Below are 16,572 nucleotides of genomic sequence, written 5' to 3' on the forward strand. Positions count from 1 at the left end.
GTCGGAGCCGGCTTCGGCGGCTTTCTGGGCCGCCTCGGCGGCCGGCGCAGGCGCGGCGGCTGGTTCGGCGGATGCTTTGGGGGCAGCTTCGGCGGCCGGAACGGCCTCGGCGGGCCGCTCTTGCGCTACGGCCAATTGGGTGGCCGGCGCCGCAGCAGCCTCCGTCGTTACTGCGGGTGCAGCGGCCGGAGGCGCCGCTACCGGCGCTTCGGCGGTACCGGCGGCCGGCACCGGGCTGGCGGCGGGAGCAGCCGGGCTAGTGGCCGTCACCGGGCTAGTGGCGGGGGCGGCCGTAGCCACCGGCACTGCCGAAACCGCATTGCCACTCGGTGCTACCGCCGGTGCGGGGTTGGCGACCGGTGCCGCGGGGGCCGGCGCTGCCCCTGCGGGGGCGGCAGCCGTTTGCTCGGGCACGTTGAATTTTTCCCGCCGGCCCTTCTCGTAGATAATCATCCACACGTCCGTCTTGCGCACGTTGTAGAGCGGGCCTTCCAGGAAATCGAACAACCGGTACTTGATGTGGTCCTCGGTTATTTCGATGACTTTCGCGCTTATTTCCGACTTGTCGTTTTTGATGATGACATCCTGGGCCTGGGCGCCGGAAGCTAACAAAGCCCCGCCAATGACGGCCGCCACGCGGACCGCGCCCAGCCACCGACGCCACCGCACCGGCACCGAGCCGGCGGCTAGATGCTGACCAGGAAAAACGAGTTGGGTAGAGCGTTGCGACATAGGTATGTGAGTGCAGTCGGGGGCAAGGCAAAAAGCTGCACCTACACCTGCTGATAATGCAGGGCAATTCTTTGCATAATGCAAATATAACAAAATGTTTTTGCATTCCCGCAATCAGTCTTCCTGTTTCTCAGCTCATTACTCATAACAGCCACGCCCGTTTCACACCACTTATTAGTGCTGAAATACCAAGCTGGCACACTCAAAACTGCCATTTCGCTGTTCCCTCACATGAAAATGCTATAGACAATAATGGTTAAATGCAGCTAGACTTGCATCGCCGATTGACGCTGCGGATTGCGCAGTTGCCTCGGCGTTTTGCTTCGCTTCTTCCCATCAACCCCTTGCTATGAAAACCAACCAAGTAGCCATCATCGGTGGCGGCCCGGCCGGTATTGCCGCCGCCAAATCCCTGCTGGAAGACGGCCTGACGCCCGTCATCATCGAACAAAGCGGCGCCCTCGGCGGGCAATGGAACGTGGGGGCAGCCCACAGCGGGCAGTGGCCGGGCATGCACGCCAACTCCTGCCACATCAAAATGTCCTTCTCGGACTACGACTACCCCACCGGCACGCAGATGTTTCCGACCAACGCGGAGGTGCTGGCCTACCTGCACGACTACGCCCACCACTTCGGTGTCGATGCCCACGTGCGCTTTCACACCCGCGTCGAGTTGATTGCCCGCGGCCCGGAAAACCAGTACGTGGTCTGGACGGTCAACAAAGACGGCGAGCGGCGCACCGAGCTGTTCGAGCGCGTTATCGTCGCCTCGGGCCGTTACAACAAGCCCAGCTACCCCGACACGCCCGGCCTCGACCACTTCCACGGGCGCGTTATCCACTCGATGGAGTACCGCGGGCGCGAGCAGTTCCGCGGGCAGCGGGTGCTGGTAGTCGGCAACAGCATCAGCGGGCTGGAAATTGCCAGCGACCTAGCCCAGGACGCGTCAATTACGGTCATTTCCTCGGCCCGCAAGCCGCGCTACATTGCCCGCAAAATCATGCACGGCCTGCCCACCGACCAGCTGGCCTTCACCCGTTTCGGGGCGTACATCAACCAGGCCCTGCCGCCCGCCGAGGCCGCCGAAGGCCTGAAGCAGCTCATCCTGAGCGCCGTGGGCAACCCCGCCGACTTTGGCGGGCTGCGCCCGGCCGACAGCCTGATGGAAGCCGGCGTGTCGCAGTGCCAGGATTACCTCGACCACGTGCAGAGCGGCCGCATCCGGGCCGTGACGGGCGTGCAGGCCTACGCCCCGGGCCGGGTCGTGCTCACCGACGGCGAAGTCCTCGAAGCGGACGCCATCATTCTGGCCACCGGCTACGACCTGCACCTGCCCTTCCTGCACGAAGACTTGCGCCGGGCCGTCAACGCCGACCGCCAGCACCTGGAGCTGCACCACTTCACCTTCCACCCCGCCCTGCCCAACTTTGCGTTTATGGGCCTCTACGAGCAAATCGGGTCTTATTTTGTCACGGCCGAGCTGCAGGCTCGCTGGATAGCGGCCTGCTGGAGCGGCGCCCGCCCCGCTCCCACCGCCGTGGACATGGCCGTGGGCCTGGCCGAAGCGCGGCAGCAGAAGCAGCGCGGCCACGCCACCTGCCAGCAGGTAGCCGAGCTGATTTCGCACGACCTGGGCGTGGCGCCCAGCATCGAGCGGTACCCAGAGCTGGCCGCGGAGTTGTTCTTTGGCCTGCTGGCCCCGGCCCAATTTCGCATGGAAGGCCACGGCCAGCAGCCCGGCGCCCGCGCCCGCTTCGAGCGCAACGTGCGCCACTTCACCCAAGGCCAGCCCTTGCCGCTGGGCGAGCAGGAGATGGGCGGATTGCTGATGCTGGCCGCCAAGCTGCCGCAGCACCAGCCCCTGCAGCAACTGGTAAAGCACCTACAGCCGGCCGAAGCGGTGGTGTAACCCGCGGAATATTTCTCTAAACCGGCACCGGGCCGGCTGACACTTGCGTCGGCCGGCCCGGTTTGCTTGGTGGCCCGCTGGGTGGAGTGGACACAAAAAAAGAAGCATGCCGGCGGCATGCTTCTTTCACTCTGCGCAGAGTTCGGCGCAGTTACGCTACGCGGCGCACTTTCACGGCGTTCAGGCCCTTGCGGCCCTGCTCCACCTCGAACTCTACCTTGTCGTTTTCGCGAACTTCGTCGATCAGTCCGGTTACGTGTACGAACACGTCCTGACCGGTTTCATTGTTTTTGATGAAACCAAACCCTTTGGTCTCATTAAAGAATTTTACGGTTCCCGTAGCCATGATGCATTAGGAAAGTGATGAAAATAAAGCAACTGGCAACGGCATTCTACTATCAATTCTGCAAGCGAATAAACGGTAGCAATGCGAGGCAACTTGCCTTGAACGGAAGTAAACGTACATCTTTTTTCTGATTGTTGCAGCCACCGTTAAGTTGATTTGCGGCGAACCAGGGCAGTTATTTCAGACGCGAGGGCAAACTCAAGCCTGTTAGGCCGCATGTTTTTTCACCGGTTCGTGCCGCCAAAACCAGCTGCGGTTGTGGTATGGCCGCGGTCCGAGCACCTGCCGCTGCCTTGGCGGTACCTCGTCCGCACTCCCCCCCGTTCGGTGCGCAGAGCGAAGCCACGGGCCGGCCCTATTGCCTCAGCTCCGCCGCCGGCCGCAGCTACTCACGGCACTCGTAGCGGATGCCGTGGGACGGGGCGCCACCCGATTACACGTACGACAGCCACCAGTACCGGTGCCGCCGCTTGTAGCCTTCGTACCAGCGGCAGGGCCAATAAAGCAACAGCACCACCGCCAGCCACACTGCGTAAGCCCGCAGCAGGTCGGGGTGGTAAGCAGCTGGCCACTGAGGCGAGGGCGTGAACGAAAGGTTGACGGCTTGGCCGAAAGCCAAGCGCGTCCACAGCCATGCCCCGCCGCTGATCAGCAGCAGGTGCGGCAGGTAGTAGAAAAACGGCACCCGCCCGAAGGTGCGCAACCAGCGTACGGGGCGGATGGTCAGGTTTTCGGCCAGGCTCAGCAGCCACAGCGCCACGCCCAGCGTGAGGCAATCAAACAGCAACGACGGCGGGTATTTGCTCACGTTCAGAAACGAGAGGACCGTGAACCACGCCCCGCGGGTCTGTGCGCTCCAGGGCGCCGGGTCGCCGTACCAGTTGGTGGCCCGCAGCACCCCGAACAGCACCAGCAACAGGGTACCGGCCAAGCGCAGCCGTTGGGTGCGGGCGGGCAGCGGCAGCCCAAACCAGGGCCCGATCAGGTAGCCCGCCAGCATCACGCCCAGCCACGGCCCGATGGAATAGGCCACCAAAAACGGCGGCAAGGGCGGCAGCGACAACACAAACGGGCTGTTGTGCAGCAGGGCCGGCAAGGCATTGGCGGCCGTGACGGGCTGAATCACCGGCAGCGCATCGTGGCCGAGCAGAATGAGGCCGGCCAGCCCAATCAGGACCGGGCGCGGTAGCCACAGCAGCCCGGCCAGCAGCACCATGCCCCAGCCAATGGCCCAAATGACCTGCAGCAAGATCAGGCCGTAGCCCCAGTTGAGCACCGGCGCAATGAGCAGCAGTTCGGCGGCCACCAGCCACAGGCCACGGGTGAGCAGAAACCGGCTGGTGGCCCCGCGACTCCCGCGCCGCTGCTGCGCCAGCCAGATGCTCGCCCCCGACAAAAACACGAAAGTGGGGGCACAGAAGTGGGTAATCCAGCGGGTGAAAAACAGTAGCGTGGTGGCCTGGGTCACGTCCTCGGGGCGGAAGGTCGTGGGGCTGAAATAGTCGCGCACGTGGTCCAGGGCCATGATGACCATGACCAGCCCGCGCACCACATCGATGGCTTGCACGCGGACGGGCGCCGGCACCGGCGGGGCGGAGTGCGGGGCAGCGAGGAAAGGTGGTTGCATACGGAGCGCCCCGCCGAAAACCGGGGCCGCTCAAGTTAGCCGCCGCAATTGGTATTTCCCGGGGCCCGCTATCTGCCGGGCTTCGGCCGGCTGCTGCCCCCCCGTCAGGGCGGCCCAGTGCGTGGCGGCTTGGTAAATTAGGTGGAATACCGGCTCCTTCAGGTACAGGTAGCCCTCGATGCTGGTCGGAAACAGCGCGGCCGCGCGCTGCTTAAGCAGCGCGTACTCGTCCCGGGCGGCCGGTTCGGCGCGCAGGTAGTCGCGAAACAGCAGGGCAAAGCGGGCGTTGAAGCGGCCGGCCTCGCGCACGTGCAGGTGCAGGCGCCGCTCGCCCGCCGGTTCGCGCAGGTAGAGCTTGCGCAGTTCGGGCGAGGCGGCGGGCAGGTCGTGAAATTGGTCGTACTGCCACTCGCGCCCCTGCCGAAACCCCGCCTGCCACAGCGGCTGCAGCAGCCCCGCCGCGTCGAGGTCGGGCACGGTCAGCTGCACGTCGATGACGTCCTTGGCGCAGAGCCCGGGCACGGCCGTGGAGCCGATGTGCTCGATGCGGGCGCCCGCGGATGCAGCCCAGGCTTGTAGGCGAGCGGCTACAGCGGCGTATTCGGCGGTCCAGCGCGCTTGGTACGGCAGCAAAACAACCGGGCGGGACGGAGCAAATTCGGGCATGGCGGCGAAGGGTCGGCGGCAAAGATGCACCGGCCGGGCCCGAACCCCGGAACCGGTTCACAACTTTCCCGCCCCCGGGCGGTATTGTAGCCGCTGCCGCCTCCGGCCGCGCGTTGCCGCCACCCTTCCCTCCCGTTATGGATTCTGCTTCTTTCCTGCCCGCGCCCGTGGTGCTGGCCGGCGCCACCGGCCAGTTGGGCCTGCTCATTGCCCACCACCTGCGCCGCCTCGGTGCCCCGGTGCGGGCTCTCATTCGCCCCGCCGCCCGCCGCAGCGCCGAGGCCGAGTCTCTGCGCCTGCAAGGCGTGGAGGTGCTCGAAGTTGATTACCAGGACACCGCGGCGCTGACGGCGGCCTGCCGCGGCGCGGGCTGCGTGGTGTCGGCGCTGTCGGGGCTGCGCGAGGTCATCGTCGAGGCCCAGACGCGGCTGCTCGACGCGGCCGTGGCGGCCGGCGTGCCGCGCTTCATTCCCTCCGATTTCGCCGCCGACTTCACCCGCCTGCCCGAGGGCTCGAACCGCAATTTCGACCTGCGCCGGGAGTTTCTGCGCCGCCTCGACCGTGCCCCGATCCGGGCCACCTCCATTCTGAACGGCATGTTCATGGAGTTGCTCAAAGGCCAGGCCCCGCTCATTCAGCCCGGGCCGCGCCTGATTATCTACTGGGGCGACGCCGACCAGCTCTTGGACTTCACCACCATGCCCGACACGGCCGCCTTCACCGCCCGCGCCGCCCTCGACGCCGACGCCCCGCGCTACCTGCGCATTGCCGGCGACGTGCGCAGCATCCGCGGGTTGCAAGCCGCTGCCACCGCCGATACCGGCCTCCCCTACCGCCTGTTTCGAGTCGGCGGCCTGGGCCTTCTGGGCGGCCTGATCAAGCTCACGCGCACCCTGGTGCCCGCGCCGAACGAAGTATTCCCGCCCTGGCAGGGCATGCAGTACCTGCACAACATGCTCACCGGCCAGGCCAAGCTCGCCGCGCCCCTCGACAACGACCGGTACCCCGGCCTGCGGTGGACCACGGTGCCCGAGCTGCTCAAGCCTGCGCGCTAGGGCCTTGCCGAGCTGGCCCGGGTTGCACCGGCCGCAGCGGGCACAAAAAAAGCAGCCCCTCCGACGGAGAGGCTGCTTTTTTAAGCGGTAGTCGCAGGGACTAGGCGCGACGCACTTTTACGGCGTTCAGGCCCTTGCGGCCCTGCTCCACTTCAAACTCGACTTTGTCGTTGTCGCGGATTTCGTCGATGAGGCCGGTTACGTGGACGAATACGTCCTGGCCGGTGGTGGAGTCGTTGATGAAACCAAAGCCTTTGGTTTCATTGAAGAATTTTACGGTTCCCGTTGCCATGATGCTTTAGGAAAAAGGTGAAAAACGAGCAACTGACAACGGAACACTACGGTAGTTCGGCAAGCGAATGGGGGTAGGTAACACGAGGCAACTTGCCTTAAACAGTGTAAACATACGCCTTTATTTCCGGCCTTCACAGGTTTCCCCGGTCTTTTCAGGTCGCGTTACGGGGAGCAAACCGGACTCGGGGTAGGAAAGTTCACCGGCGAAGTGCTTAAAAAGGGGCACCCAGGGGCTGATTCTGGATCCGGGGCCGCGGCAAAACACCGCCGCTTTACCGGCCCCCACCAGCGCAAAAAAGCAGCACCCGGAAAGGATGCTGCTCTTGCTTCAGACGGCGGTAGCCGAAACTAAGCGCGACGTACGTTGACGGCATTCAGGCCGCGGCGGCCTTGTTCTACCTCAAACTGTACCGCGTCGTTGTCGCGGATTTCGTCGATGAGGCCGGTTACGTGGACGAATACGTCCTGGCCGGTGGTGGTGTCATTGATGAAACCAAAGCCTTTGATTTCATTGAAGAATTTTACGGTTCCTGTCGACATGCTGCTTTAGGAAAAGAGTGTACAAAAAGCAACTGACAACGGAACGCTACTTGGATTCTGCAAGCGAATGGGGGTAGAGGAAACGAGGCAACTTGCCAAAAAAAATGTGACTCGCTGCGCGGCGACTGACAAGCCCGGTTGCGGGAGGGTACGGCGGCTGGCGGCAGGTTACATGGGGTTAACGGGGGACACCTATACTAAGTTCAATTCCAGATAAATTAAAGTAAAATATACTTTTTCCTATCCGCCAATAGACAGTTGCTCAGGACCATAACACAACCGGCACCTGCTGCGGCCAGCCAGCGGTAGCAAGTGCCGCAGGCGTTGGCCCCCGGCGGGCTGCTAGGCCGGCTGAAACCAGCGCAGGTAGGCGGGCGCCACCAGCCGCTGCCATTCCGGGTGCCGCTTCAGGTAGCCGGTCACGAAGGGGCACAGCGGAATCAGCTGCTGCTGCCGGCGCTCCACTTCGGCCAGCACTTTTTCCACGATGGCCGTGCCCACCCCCTGCCCTTCCAGCTGGGCCGGCACTTCGGTGTGAAACAAGGCTAGGGCTCCGTCCCGGTCGCCGTACTCCATAAAGGCGGTGGCGTAGTTCACGGTCAGCTCGAAGCGGTGGCTGCTGCTGTTGTCGACGAGGGGTAGGGCTTCAAATTCGGGTTTCATCGGTTTGCGAAGGAAAAATGTGGGCGGTGCGCCGGGCTGGCGCGGGCCGGAAAACTACCACCGGGAAAGCACACGCCCAGATTGCGTGGCGCGTGAGTTGATTGGAGCCGATGCGGGCGCAGTAAACCACTGCTGCCCGGTTCGTGGGGGGCGGCGCTAGGCGCTTGCGCCGGGAGCCGTAGCGGCCGGGGGCTCCCGCTGCAGGGCCAGGCGGCAGCAGCAGAGGGCCAGCAGCAGCGTTAGGGGCGTGAAGAGCAGCCGCTCCAGGTCGGTTTTGGCGAATACGTTGCCCAGGGTGTTGAGGAAAAACAGCGCCGTCATCAGCCACAGGGTCCCCGTGATGAGTTGCCGGCTGACGCGCACCCGCAGCCGCCCCGAGGCCACGGCCACCACGGCCAGCATCAGCAGGTTCAGGCCGATGGATACGGTTTCGAACGTCAGCATTTGGTGGTGATTTTTCAGCCGCCCGCCCCACACGCTGGCAAACGGAATGACGCCCGTTATTATCAACACGTGAAATAGCACGATGAGGCTCAGAATAATGAATATCCCGTTGGCCGCAACTCGGGCAGTCAGGAAGTGCTTCATGGAAAGAAACGGACAGGTGCCAAAGCTGCCGGTGGGCGCGGTAGCAGCGCAAAGCTACGGGGCGGGACGCCGGGCTCGTAGCGGAATTAATTGCCCAGGGCGCGCAGGTATGACGCCGGAATCGGCAGGCCTTGCAGGCGGTTGGTCATGGCCACCAGGATGAGCAGGGCCAGCAGCACGCCCGTGCCACCCACGACCACGGCCTGCCGCCGCGCGCTTTTCTCACCCCAGATGCTGCGGCCCTTCTGGTAGTGCAGGCTGGCCAGGTGCAGAAAAACCGCCGTGACAGCCAGGAAGTAATACGGGATGAAAAAGAGGTTGTAGGGGAAAGTATTGATGCCCGCTGCGGCGAAGTACAGGTTGGTATCGAGCCCAAACCAGGCCCGGCCGGTGAGCACCGCCGCGGTATGCACCAACAGAAAGAAGGCCAGATACAGGCCCGAGTACATCTGCAGCCGCTCCGCCAACGGCCGCCACGGCTCCCGGCGGCCCCGCCAGTATAGGCGCAGGCCGCTGAAAACCTGCCCCGTTACGGCCAGCAGCAGGCCGGTTTCGAGCACCGGGTGCCGGTACGCCTGGCGCAGCGCGGTCATGGTGGCCACGTGGGCCGCCACGCTCCACAGCGCCACCAGGTGATTGGCCAGGTGCACCAGAATGAAAACGGCCAGTACGAGGCCCGTCCAGTAGTGGTAGGTTTTGGTAGATAACCGCATCGGGTCAAATGGGATTCGCCACAGCAATATTAGTTTGATGGAATATTAATCTGCTTACGCTGCTGCGCAACCCCGCGCAGCAGGACGGCCGCGGCGTCTTGTATTGGCCGATCTGCGTATGCCGGATCAACCCGAACCGGCCGCTCTACGCCCTGGCTGGCTCCTGTTTTCCCATGGATACTCGCCCCCGCGCCAGCGCTGCTTCCTGGCAACAAACCGCTTACCGCGTCATTTTCGAATCGGACACCCGGGCCGGGCAGTTGTTCGACATTGCCTTGCTGGCGGCCATCCTGCTGAGCGTGGTGGCCGTGATGCTGGAAAGCGTCACCAGTATCAATGCCCGCTACGGCCCCGCGCTGCGGGCCGTGGAGTGGATGTTCACGGGCCTTTTCCTGCTGGAATACCTGATGCGCCTGCTGGTGGTGCGCCGGCCGCTGGCGTACGCGCTGAGCTGGCTGGGCATCATCGACTTTCTGGCCATTGTGCCCACGCTGGCGGCCCTGGTGCTGGCGGGCAGCCGCTACCTGCTCGTGATTCGGACGCTGCGGCTGCTGCGGGTGTTTCGCATCTTCAAGCTGGGACAGTTCGTCGGCGAGGGCGAGTTTATCCTGAACGCCCTGCGGGCCAGCCGCTTCAAGATTATGGTGTTTCTGAGCTCGGTCATCACGCTGGCCGTGGTGGTAGGCACGCTGATGTACGTGGTGGAAGGCGGCCAAAACGGCTTCACCAGCATCCCAAAAAGCATCTATTGGGCCATCGTGACCATGACGACGGTGGGCTACGGCGATATTTCCCCGACGACGGTACTGGGCCAGACGCTGGCCTCGGTGCTGATGATTCTGGGCTACGCCATTATTGCGGTGCCCACGGGCATCGTCTCGGCCCAGATGGCGCTGCCCGCCACCGGCAAGCCCGCCTACAAACAGGCCGTGTGCCACGTCTGCCAGGCCGCCGGCCACCGCGACGACGCCGAGTATTGCTGGCGCTGTGGGGAAAAGCTCTAGACCCCAGCAAAAGCGCCGCCCCGGAAACCAGGGCGGCGCTGATGGCGCGTATCGGGGCACTTGGGTGCGCGGCGTCGGGCGGTACTTTCCCTGGCTGCGCTGCCGGTTGGCCGGCGTGGCTTCGGGGCCGTGCGGAAAGCAGAAGGCTTGTTAGGGTTTTCTACCTCGCTTCGCGGAGGGTTGAGTCAGAACTCCAAGCGGGCTGACCTTGGCTACAACGGGTAAGTAGATCCTAGCGCCCTAACCGCCGGCGCAGCGGGAGTTGACGACAAGCCAACCACCCGGCAAGCCGACGGCTGGCGACTACAGCTTGATGCCCTGCGCCGCCATGGCCTGCTCCTGCTTGGCGTGGTTGGCCTTAAACTCCTCGTGCTGGGCCTGGGTACGCTTGGTGCCGAGGCTGGCCAGGTTCTCGCGCAGCTTATCGGCGGGCAGGTCGGCGCCGTAGGAGGGCGTGCCCGGCTGCTGCCGCCACGACTCGTGCAGGGTGCCGTCGTCCACGGCGTCGAAGCCCAACTCGTCGACCAGCTGCATGACTTTTTGCTTGGCGGCGGCATCGTCGGAGGCCACGGGCAGGCTGATGCGGCCGGGCGTGCCGGCGGGCTGGCCTTTCTCCACGATGTGGTGGGCGTAGATGTTGTTGAACACCTTCACTACCGGGCGGCCTAGGTGCTGCTGCACCCATTCGCTCTCGGTCAGGTCGCCGGTTTCCAGCTCCGCAATCTTGCCGTCGCGCAGCATGGGGTAGTAGTTGCTGGTGTCGATGATGGGCACCTCCCGGGGCACGCTGGCCAGCAGGTCCTTGGGCAGGTCGGGAATGTTCTTGAGCGGGATGGTCACCACGATGAGGTCGGTACCGCGCTGGGCCGCTTCCTCGGCCGTCACGGCCTGGGCGCCCGTTTTCTGTTCCACGTCTTTGAGGGTTTCCGGCCCGCGGGAGTTGGCAATGTATACCTGGTGGCCGAGGCCCGTCAGCCGCACGGCCAGGGCGCTGCCGATGTGGCCCGCGCCGATGATTCCGATGTTCATGGGTTGTCTGGTTTGGTTTGTGCGCCGCTGATGTGCCGGCGCAGGGTGGTAAACAATGGAAGTGGGCGTTTTGCTTTTTCCGTGCCGCTTCGACTCGCAAAAGCCGCTTATGTACTTCCCATCCCTTAGCGAAAGACGGGGCGGTTCAGCGCCGGTTTCCAAGCCGAGCTCCGGCTGCGCAGTTGTTCCGGTCGGGTTACTATCGTGTTTGATGGGTTTGCCACCAAGCCCACCCGTAGCGCCCCAGGCCCAACAGCACGAGCAACCAAAGCCCCAAAATCAGCGCCCCAACGACCCAATTGGCTCGCTTCGATACGGGGATGGTAGCAGTTCGGTGCCGGGCTTCCCGCAGGACCTCGGCTGGCACGAGCTGGATGCTCAGGGCAATGCCGGCGGGCACCAATATCAAATCGTCGAGGTAGCCGAGTACGGGAATGAAATCGGGTATCAGGTCAATGGGACTGGCGGCGTAGGCCAGCGTAGCCAGCATTACCAGCCGGGCGTACCACGGGGTGCGCGGGTCGCGGGCGGCGTAGTAGAGGGCCACCAGTTCGCTTTTTAGGGCGCGGGCACGGCTTTGTAGGGTAGACCACATGCCACGTATACGACCAACTGGCCAGACGGCTCATACCTGGTTACCCAAAAACATGCCTAGTCAAAGCGGCGGCCGGCAGCAGGTTTCGCCGGCCAATCATGGATGCTTTGAAAAAAGAATACCGGAGAGTTTGGCAGCTATCAACGGATAACTAGAATGCGGGGAAGACACAAAAGCAGCAGCGGCGGCCGGCGGACTATTCCCCCGGCCGCCGCTGCGGTGGCAATGCTATCCTGCGTCAGCACGCCAGAAGCCTCAACAAGCTCGGCATGACGTGCCTGAAGCAGCACTAAAACTACATCTGCCCCGGAATTTTCACTCCCCGCTCCTCGGCTACCTGCTGGGCCAGCTCGTAGCCGGCGTCGGCGTGGCGGAAGACGCCCATGCCGGGGTCGGTGGTGAGCACGCGGCGCAGGCGCTCGGCCTTTTCGGGGGTGCCGGTGGCCACGATGACCATGCCCGCGTGGGTGGAGTTGCCAATGCCCACGCCGCCGCCGTTGTGCAGGCTCACCCAGTCGGCGCCGGAGGCGGTGTTGGCCAGGGCGTTGAGCAGGGGCCAGTCGGCCACGGCGTCGGAGCCGTCCTTCATGCCCTCGGTTTCGCGGTTGGGCGAGGCCACGGAGCCGCAGTCGAGGTGGTCGCGGCCGATGACGATGGGGGCCGAGACTTCGCCGCGGGCCACCAGGTCGTTGATAACCAGGCCGAACTTTTCCCGCTCGCCGTAGCCCAGCCAGCACACGCGGGCGGGCAGGCCGATAAAGGGCACCTTGGCCTGGGCCTTCTCGATCCAGCGGGCCAGCATCTTGTTGTCGGGGAAAGTTTCGAGCAGGGCGCGGTCGATGCGCAGGATGTCTTGCGGGTCACCCGAGAGGGCCGCCCAGCGGAAGGGGCCTTTGCCCTCGCAGAACAGCGGGCGGATGTAGCCGGGCACGAAGCCGGGGTAGAGGAATTGGCCGTTTTCGTCGCGCACTTGCAAGCCGCCTTTTTCGGCCTGCCCGCGCAGGTTGTTGCCGTAATCGAGGGCCACGGCCCCGCCGGCCTGCATGTCGATGATGGCCTGGCAGTGCTTCACGATGGAAGCCAGGGCCTGGCGCTTGAACTCCTCGGGGTTGTCCTTGCGCAGCTGCAACACGGCGTCGATGTCGCCCTCGGGAATGTAGTCCATCAGGTCGTGGGCCGAGGTCTGGTCGGTGACGATGTCGGCCTTGTAGCCGCGGGCCAGCAGCTCGGGCAGCACGGTGGCGGCGTTGCCGGTCAGGCCGATGCTCCAGCCTTTGCGCGCCTGCTTGTACTGCTCGCACAGTTCCAGGGCGTGGTTTAGGTCGCGGGCCTGCTCGTCGAGGTAGCCCTCCTGCACCTTCTGCTTCACGCGGGCGTTGATGGGCTCAATGACCAGGCACACGCCGTCGTTCATGGTCACGGCCAGCGGCTGCGCGCCCGACATGCCGCCCAGACCGGCGGTGATGGTGACGGTACCGGCCAGCGTACCGCCGAAGTGCTTATCCCCTACTGCGGCGAAGGTTTCGTAGGTGCCCTGCAGGATGCCCTGGGTGGCAATGTAAATCCAGGAGCCGGCCGTCATCTGCCCGTACATCATCAGGCCGAGCTTGTCCAGTTCGTCGAAGTACTCCTGGGTGCTCCAGGCGGGTACGATGTTGGAGTTGGCAATGAGCACGCGCGGGGCGTGGGCCCAGGTGCGAATTACGCCCACGGCCTTGCCCGACTGCACCAGCATGGTTTCGTCGGCCTCCAGGTTTTTGAGGGTGCTGACGATGGTCTGGTACTCCTTCCAGTTGCGGGCCGCGCGGCCGGCGCCGCCGTACACAATCAGCTCGTCGTACACCAGCGACACCGCGGGGTCCAGGTTGTTTTCGAGCATGCGCAGGGCCGCTTCGGCTTCCCAGGTTTTGCAGCGCAGCTCAGTGCCGTGCTTGGCCTTCACGGTTTCGGCGGGCTTGTACTCGTAGTACATGGGCCGGGTGGCGTGCTGGCCGGCGTCGGCCGATTTGCTGGTGGCTTCGAGGTTGAGTTCGGGCGTTTCGAGGGCGGAGTGCGACATGGTCGGGGCGGGAAATTGGGGATTGGGTGGAGCGGCGAATATAGCGTTTTCGGCGGCTGGCAGCCGCATATCAGAAGCCCTGTGGAGGCGCAAAATGTGGCCCTAGCGCGCCCCGGGGCAGATGATGGTTGCATGATTGGAGCAGGCGTAACTCGGGGCTTTTCAGCCCTTACTGGCCCAAGCTCGACATTAAAATAATATAATCAACCAGCCTTATTGATGAGCTTTATCCAATATCATAAGAAATAATTTACAATTTCTGGGTTACATAACCACCGCGCCGGCATAAAGGCCACGGCGGCGGCTTGCGGGTCGGCACCGAACCACAACCATCTTTTCTACCCAACACCTTACATCCATGAAAAAAGTATTGTTTCTGGCTTTGGCCGCGGCTTCCTTGAGCTTTACCTCCTGCGGCAACAACCAGCAGGAAAACGGCGGCACTTCCGGCACCGAAAGCGGCACCGGCTCGGGCACCGATGCCACCGGCGGCGACGCCGGCATGAACGCCGACACCAGCATGAGCGGCGGTACCGATGCCAGCACCACCGGCAGCGCCAGCACTACAGGTAGCGCCACTACCGGTGGCACCATGACGGGCAGTGCCACCACCGGCACCACCACTATGGGCGGCACCGACGGCGGCAGCACCGGCACCACTACGGCGGGCACCACGGGCGGGGCTACCACCGGCAGCACCACCACGGGCTCAACGGCGGGCGGCACCGGCTCCACCGGTTCGGGCACTACCGGCGGCCGCTAACCTTACTTCCCCGATCGGCAAAGCCTCTCGCCCCGCGCGAGGGGCTTTTGTGCGTTTTGGCCGGTCCAGGGGCGGCTTGGCCCACCAGGGCACGGTGGCTGCCGCACCAAATGCCCAGGTAGCCCCTACCCTAGGCCGCCAATTTGCGTATGGCAATTCCTATATACCACAACCACGGCTGCCGCCGACCGCCGCGGGCCCCAGCGCCGGTTGCCGCAGCCCAACCACCTACCCCCTCATGAAGAAGATTCTGTTCCTCGCTCTGGCCGCCGCTTCGCTAAGCCTGGCCGCCTGCGACCGAGAAAAAGCCAACGGCGCCGAAGGCAGCGCCTCTGGCGCGGCCATGACCAGCACCCGCCTCGGCGACGCCGACGGCAACGAAGGCAAAGTCGACACGGTGCGCACCGACGCGGGCACGCCCACCAACAACGCCGTGCCCGATACCATGGCCGGGCAGTAAGCCCGCAGTTGACGGGCTAGCCGGGCCACGCGCCGCTTGATCAAGTTGCCAGGCGGCCGTTGTTGGCCGGCTCGATGGCCCCTGAAATGCATAATGCCTCCCGCTCGTGAGGAGGCACTATGCATTTCAGGGGCCGTTGTATTCTATCCGCTTTTTCCGCTGGTTTTCAACTGCTTTAGCGCCGCCTCGAGCACGGTGTCGCGGCCGCGGCGCACGTCCTGCACCGTGGGGTGCACCAGCACCTGCGGCTGCACGCCCACGCCCACAAATTCCTGGCCGTCGGGGTAGGCGTCGCGTTTGGAGCAGATGCGGGCCGAGCCGCCGCCGGGCAGGCTGAACGACAGCGGCTGCCCGGTGCTGCCGCCCGTCGGCTCGCCCACGATGACGCCGCGCTGCATCAGCTCGAAGGCCACGGCAAAGTCTTCGGCGGCCGAAAAGGTACGGGCGCCGGTCAGCAGGACTACCGGGCCGCGGTACGGATTCGCCCCCTTGGGCGGCACGGGCTCGACGGGCTCGGCGTACCACTGCGGGGGCCGCTCCCAGGGCCGAAACGTGGGGTGGTAGTCGCGCGTCATCCAGCGCGCCGTCGGGATGGGCTGGTCGGTGAGGTAGCTGAGCACGTCGAAGCCGTAGTCGCTGTTGCCGCCGCCGTTGGCGCGCACGTCGATGATGAGGGCGCGGGTCTGGCGAAGACGCGGGTACACATCGGCCATCAGCTGCTTGATGGCGGGGTCGCCGAACGAGTTGAGGGCCAGGTAGCCGACGTTGTGCTCGAGCACCCGAAACTCCAGCGGCGGCCGGGCCGGCGCCTGGTCGGCGTAGCCGCTGCGCGCCACGCTTTGCTCGGCCACGCGGCCCCGGGCGTCGCGCAGGGTCAGGCGCACCGGCTGCTGGGCGGGTCCCGCCAGCAGCGAGTAAGTGTAGGTGCGCACGAGGCGGTCTTGGGGCGTGGAGGCGCTTTGCCAAGCCAGGCGCGGGCGGGCGTAGTCGTGCACCGCCGTGCCGTCGATGGCCACCACCTCCTGCCCCGGCGCAATGCCCCGGCGCCGCAGGGTTTCGCTGTTGACTTCGGTGATGAGCACCTTGTCCTGGATCAGCGCGGTGCGCAGCGGCGGGCGCTCAAACACTTCCCCGAACAGCTCCTTGGGCGGGTACACGTTGGTGTGGCCGTCGCGGAGTTGGGCGCACATTTCCTGCAGCAGCTGGTAGTAGGCCAGGGTGGTTGGGGCGGCTTGCACCTTCGGCAGGTACGCCACGTAGAGGCTGTCCCAGGCCAGGTGGGGCACTTTGTCGAAGAAGGGAAAATTGAATTTGGCCTCGGACCAGAAGCGCGAGAGGCCGGCTATTTTCTCCTCGTTGCTCAGCTGCGGGCGATAAGGCGTGTGCCAGGTGGGATTGTCCCAGAGGCGCGCTTCGGCCTGGGTTTGGGCCGCGGTGTAGGGCCGGTACTCGGGCGCCGGCTTGGCTTGGCTGGCCAGGCTGGCGCCCAGACCTAAGGCGGCTACCAAATACGATTTCATAGCAGAACG

17 protein-coding genes and 1 pseudogene are annotated in these 16,572 nt (G+C 64.6%); 5 read left to right on the plus strand and 13 right to left on the minus strand.

Translation table 11 applies throughout. The annotated features are described in order from the left end of the window. Nucleotides 1–732: pseudogene (locus tag LJ737_RS14445) on the minus strand (hypothetical protein); the annotation flags it as partial. A 349-nt stretch (nucleotides 733–1,081) separates the two neighbouring features. Between LJ737_RS14445 and LJ737_RS14450 the strand changes: the two are divergent. Then, complete coding sequence (locus tag LJ737_RS14450) at nucleotides 1,082–2,641, plus strand: flavin-containing monooxygenase (RefSeq protein WP_227766903.1); 1,560 nt, start codon at nucleotides 1,082–1,084, stop codon at nucleotides 2,639–2,641. Nucleotides 2,642–2,792: 151 nt separating this feature from the next. Here the strand turns inward: LJ737_RS14450 and LJ737_RS14455 are convergent, their stop codons facing one another. From LJ737_RS14455 to LJ737_RS14465, 3 genes are all read right to left on the minus strand, one after another. Beyond that, on the minus strand, nucleotides 2,793–2,987 hold the full coding sequence (locus tag LJ737_RS14455; RefSeq protein ID WP_227766905.1) for a cold-shock protein: 195 nt from the start codon (nucleotides 2,985–2,987) through the stop codon (nucleotides 2,793–2,795). A gap of 433 nt (nucleotides 2,988–3,420) precedes the next feature. Continuing rightward, on the minus strand, nucleotides 3,421–4,614 hold the full coding sequence (locus tag LJ737_RS14460) for an acetyltransferase domain-containing protein (RefSeq protein WP_227766907.1): 1,194 nt from the start codon (nucleotides 4,612–4,614) through the stop codon (nucleotides 3,421–3,423). A gap of 30 nt (nucleotides 4,615–4,644) precedes the next feature. Beyond that, a complete protein-coding gene (locus LJ737_RS14465) occupies nucleotides 4,645–5,280 on the minus strand; it encodes a GrpB family protein (RefSeq protein WP_227766909.1) in 636 nt (211 codons plus the stop codon). A gap of 137 nt (nucleotides 5,281–5,417) precedes the next feature. On the opposite strand from LJ737_RS14465, the gene LJ737_RS14470 reads away from it, so the two are divergent. Beyond that, entirely contained in the window at nucleotides 5,418–6,335 is a 918-nt protein-coding gene (locus LJ737_RS14470) for an NmrA family NAD(P)-binding protein (protein WP_227766911.1), read from the plus strand. A gap of 100 nt (nucleotides 6,336–6,435) precedes the next feature. Here LJ737_RS14470 and LJ737_RS14475 read toward each other — a convergent pair whose 3' ends face one another. The 5 genes from LJ737_RS14475 to LJ737_RS14495 all read right to left on the minus strand — a co-directional run bounded on the left by LJ737_RS14475 (nucleotide 6,436) and on the right by LJ737_RS14495 (nucleotide 9,133). Beyond that, nucleotides 6,436–6,627: a cold-shock protein gene (locus LJ737_RS14475; RefSeq protein WP_078014057.1), complete on the minus strand. Its 192-nt coding sequence runs from the start codon at nucleotides 6,625–6,627 to the stop codon at nucleotides 6,436–6,438. Between the two features lie 350 nt (nucleotides 6,628–6,977). Further along, nucleotides 6,978–7,169 (minus strand): cold-shock protein, encoded by a 192-nt coding sequence (locus LJ737_RS14480; RefSeq protein ID WP_111476179.1) that lies wholly within the window; start codon nucleotides 7,167–7,169, stop codon nucleotides 6,978–6,980. 342 nt (nucleotides 7,170–7,511) lie between these two features. After that, the gene (locus tag LJ737_RS14485; protein ID WP_227766912.1) at nucleotides 7,512–7,832 is read right to left on the minus strand and encodes a GNAT family N-acetyltransferase; all 321 of its coding nucleotides are present in this window, start codon (nucleotides 7,830–7,832) and stop codon (nucleotides 7,512–7,514) included. 156 nt (nucleotides 7,833–7,988) lie between these two features. Next, entirely contained in the window at nucleotides 7,989–8,420 is a 432-nt protein-coding gene (locus LJ737_RS14490) for a hypothetical protein (RefSeq protein ID WP_227766915.1), read from the minus strand. An 86-nt stretch (nucleotides 8,421–8,506) separates the two neighbouring features. After that, nucleotides 8,507–9,133: a succinate dehydrogenase/fumarate reductase transmembrane subunit gene (locus LJ737_RS14495; RefSeq protein WP_227766917.1), complete on the minus strand. Its 627-nt coding sequence runs from the start codon at nucleotides 9,131–9,133 to the stop codon at nucleotides 8,507–8,509. A 173-nt stretch (nucleotides 9,134–9,306) separates the two neighbouring features. Between LJ737_RS14495 and LJ737_RS14500 the strand changes: the two genes are divergently transcribed. Then, nucleotides 9,307–10,137: an ion transporter gene (locus LJ737_RS14500; RefSeq protein ID WP_227766919.1), complete on the plus strand. Its 831-nt coding sequence runs from the start codon at nucleotides 9,307–9,309 to the stop codon at nucleotides 10,135–10,137. Nucleotides 10,138–10,440: 303 nt separating this feature from the next. Here LJ737_RS14500 and LJ737_RS14505 read toward each other — a convergent pair whose 3' ends face one another. From LJ737_RS14505 to hutU, 3 genes are all read right to left on the minus strand, one after another. Continuing rightward, a complete protein-coding gene (locus tag LJ737_RS14505) occupies nucleotides 10,441–11,328 on the minus strand; it encodes an NADPH-dependent F420 reductase (protein WP_262907943.1) in 888 nt (295 codons plus the stop codon). Nucleotides 11,329–11,365: 37 nt separating this feature from the next. After that, entirely contained in the window at nucleotides 11,366–11,761 is a 396-nt protein-coding gene (locus tag LJ737_RS14510) for a YkvA family protein (protein WP_227766923.1), read from the minus strand. A gap of 295 nt (nucleotides 11,762–12,056) precedes the next feature. Continuing rightward, nucleotides 12,057–13,820 carry a urocanate hydratase gene (gene hutU / locus LJ737_RS14515; RefSeq protein ID WP_227766924.1) on the minus strand — a complete coding sequence of 588 codons (1,764 nt, stop codon included), beginning with the start codon at nucleotides 13,818–13,820 and terminating at the stop codon, nucleotides 12,057–12,059. Between the two features lie 358 nt (nucleotides 13,821–14,178). On the opposite strand from hutU, the gene LJ737_RS14520 reads away from it, so the two are divergent. Then, on the plus strand, nucleotides 14,179–14,583 hold the full coding sequence (locus LJ737_RS14520; RefSeq protein WP_227766926.1) for a hypothetical protein: 405 nt from the start codon (nucleotides 14,179–14,181) through the stop codon (nucleotides 14,581–14,583). Nucleotides 14,584–14,821: 238 nt separating this feature from the next. Continuing rightward, nucleotides 14,822–15,043: a hypothetical protein gene (locus LJ737_RS14525; RefSeq protein WP_227766928.1), complete on the plus strand. Its 222-nt coding sequence runs from the start codon at nucleotides 14,822–14,824 to the stop codon at nucleotides 15,041–15,043. Nucleotides 15,044–15,186: 143 nt separating this feature from the next. Here LJ737_RS14525 and LJ737_RS14530 read toward each other — a convergent pair whose 3' ends face one another. Then, on the minus strand, nucleotides 15,187–16,563 hold the full coding sequence (locus LJ737_RS14530) for a S41 family peptidase (protein WP_227766929.1): 1,377 nt from the start codon (nucleotides 16,561–16,563) through the stop codon (nucleotides 15,187–15,189). Nucleotides 16,564–16,572 lie beyond the last annotated feature (9 nt).

It is taken from the genome of Hymenobacter sp. 15J16-1T3B, assembly GCF_020711235.1.
Taxonomy (GTDB): Bacteria; Bacteroidota; Bacteroidia; order Cytophagales; family Hymenobacteraceae; genus Solirubrum.

Excerpts from the sequence above, each read along its gene's own strand:
- LJ737_RS14450 (WP_227766903.1), top strand. The coding sequence starts at position 1,082 with ATGAAAACCAACCAAGTAGCCATCATCGGTGGCGGCCCGGCCGGTATT.
- LJ737_RS14455 (WP_227766905.1), bottom strand. The coding sequence starts at position 2,987 with ATGGCTACGGGAACCGTAAAATTCTTTAATGAGACCAAAGGGTTTGGT.
- LJ737_RS14460 (WP_227766907.1), bottom strand. The coding sequence starts at position 4,614 with ATGCAACCACCTTTCCTCGCTGCCCCGCACTCCGCCCCGCCGGTGCCG.
- LJ737_RS14465 (WP_227766909.1), bottom strand. The coding sequence starts at position 5,280 with ATGCCCGAATTTGCTCCGTCCCGCCCGGTTGTTTTGCTGCCGTACCAA.
- LJ737_RS14470 (WP_227766911.1), top strand. The coding sequence starts at position 5,418 with ATGGATTCTGCTTCTTTCCTGCCCGCGCCCGTGGTGCTGGCCGGCGCC.
- LJ737_RS14475 (WP_078014057.1), bottom strand. The coding sequence starts at position 6,627 with ATGGCAACGGGAACCGTAAAATTCTTCAATGAAACCAAAGGCTTTGGT.
- LJ737_RS14480 (WP_111476179.1), bottom strand. The coding sequence starts at position 7,169 with ATGTCGACAGGAACCGTAAAATTCTTCAATGAAATCAAAGGCTTTGGT.
- LJ737_RS14485 (WP_227766912.1), bottom strand. The coding sequence starts at position 7,832 with ATGAAACCCGAATTTGAAGCCCTACCCCTCGTCGACAACAGCAGCAGC.
- LJ737_RS14490 (WP_227766915.1), bottom strand. The coding sequence starts at position 8,420 with ATGAAGCACTTCCTGACTGCCCGAGTTGCGGCCAACGGGATATTCATT.
- LJ737_RS14495 (WP_227766917.1), bottom strand. The coding sequence starts at position 9,133 with ATGCGGTTATCTACCAAAACCTACCACTACTGGACGGGCCTCGTACTG.
- LJ737_RS14500 (WP_227766919.1), top strand. The coding sequence starts at position 9,307 with ATGGATACTCGCCCCCGCGCCAGCGCTGCTTCCTGGCAACAAACCGCT.
- LJ737_RS14510 (WP_227766923.1), bottom strand. The coding sequence starts at position 11,761 with ATGTGGTCTACCCTACAAAGCCGTGCCCGCGCCCTAAAAAGCGAACTG.
- hutU (WP_227766924.1), bottom strand. The coding sequence starts at position 13,820 with ATGTCGCACTCCGCCCTCGAAACGCCCGAACTCAACCTCGAAGCCACC.
- LJ737_RS14520 (WP_227766926.1), top strand. The coding sequence starts at position 14,179 with ATGAAAAAAGTATTGTTTCTGGCTTTGGCCGCGGCTTCCTTGAGCTTT.
- LJ737_RS14525 (WP_227766928.1), top strand. The coding sequence starts at position 14,822 with ATGAAGAAGATTCTGTTCCTCGCTCTGGCCGCCGCTTCGCTAAGCCTG.
- LJ737_RS14530 (WP_227766929.1), bottom strand. The coding sequence starts at position 16,563 with ATGAAATCGTATTTGGTAGCCGCCTTAGGTCTGGGCGCCAGCCTGGCC.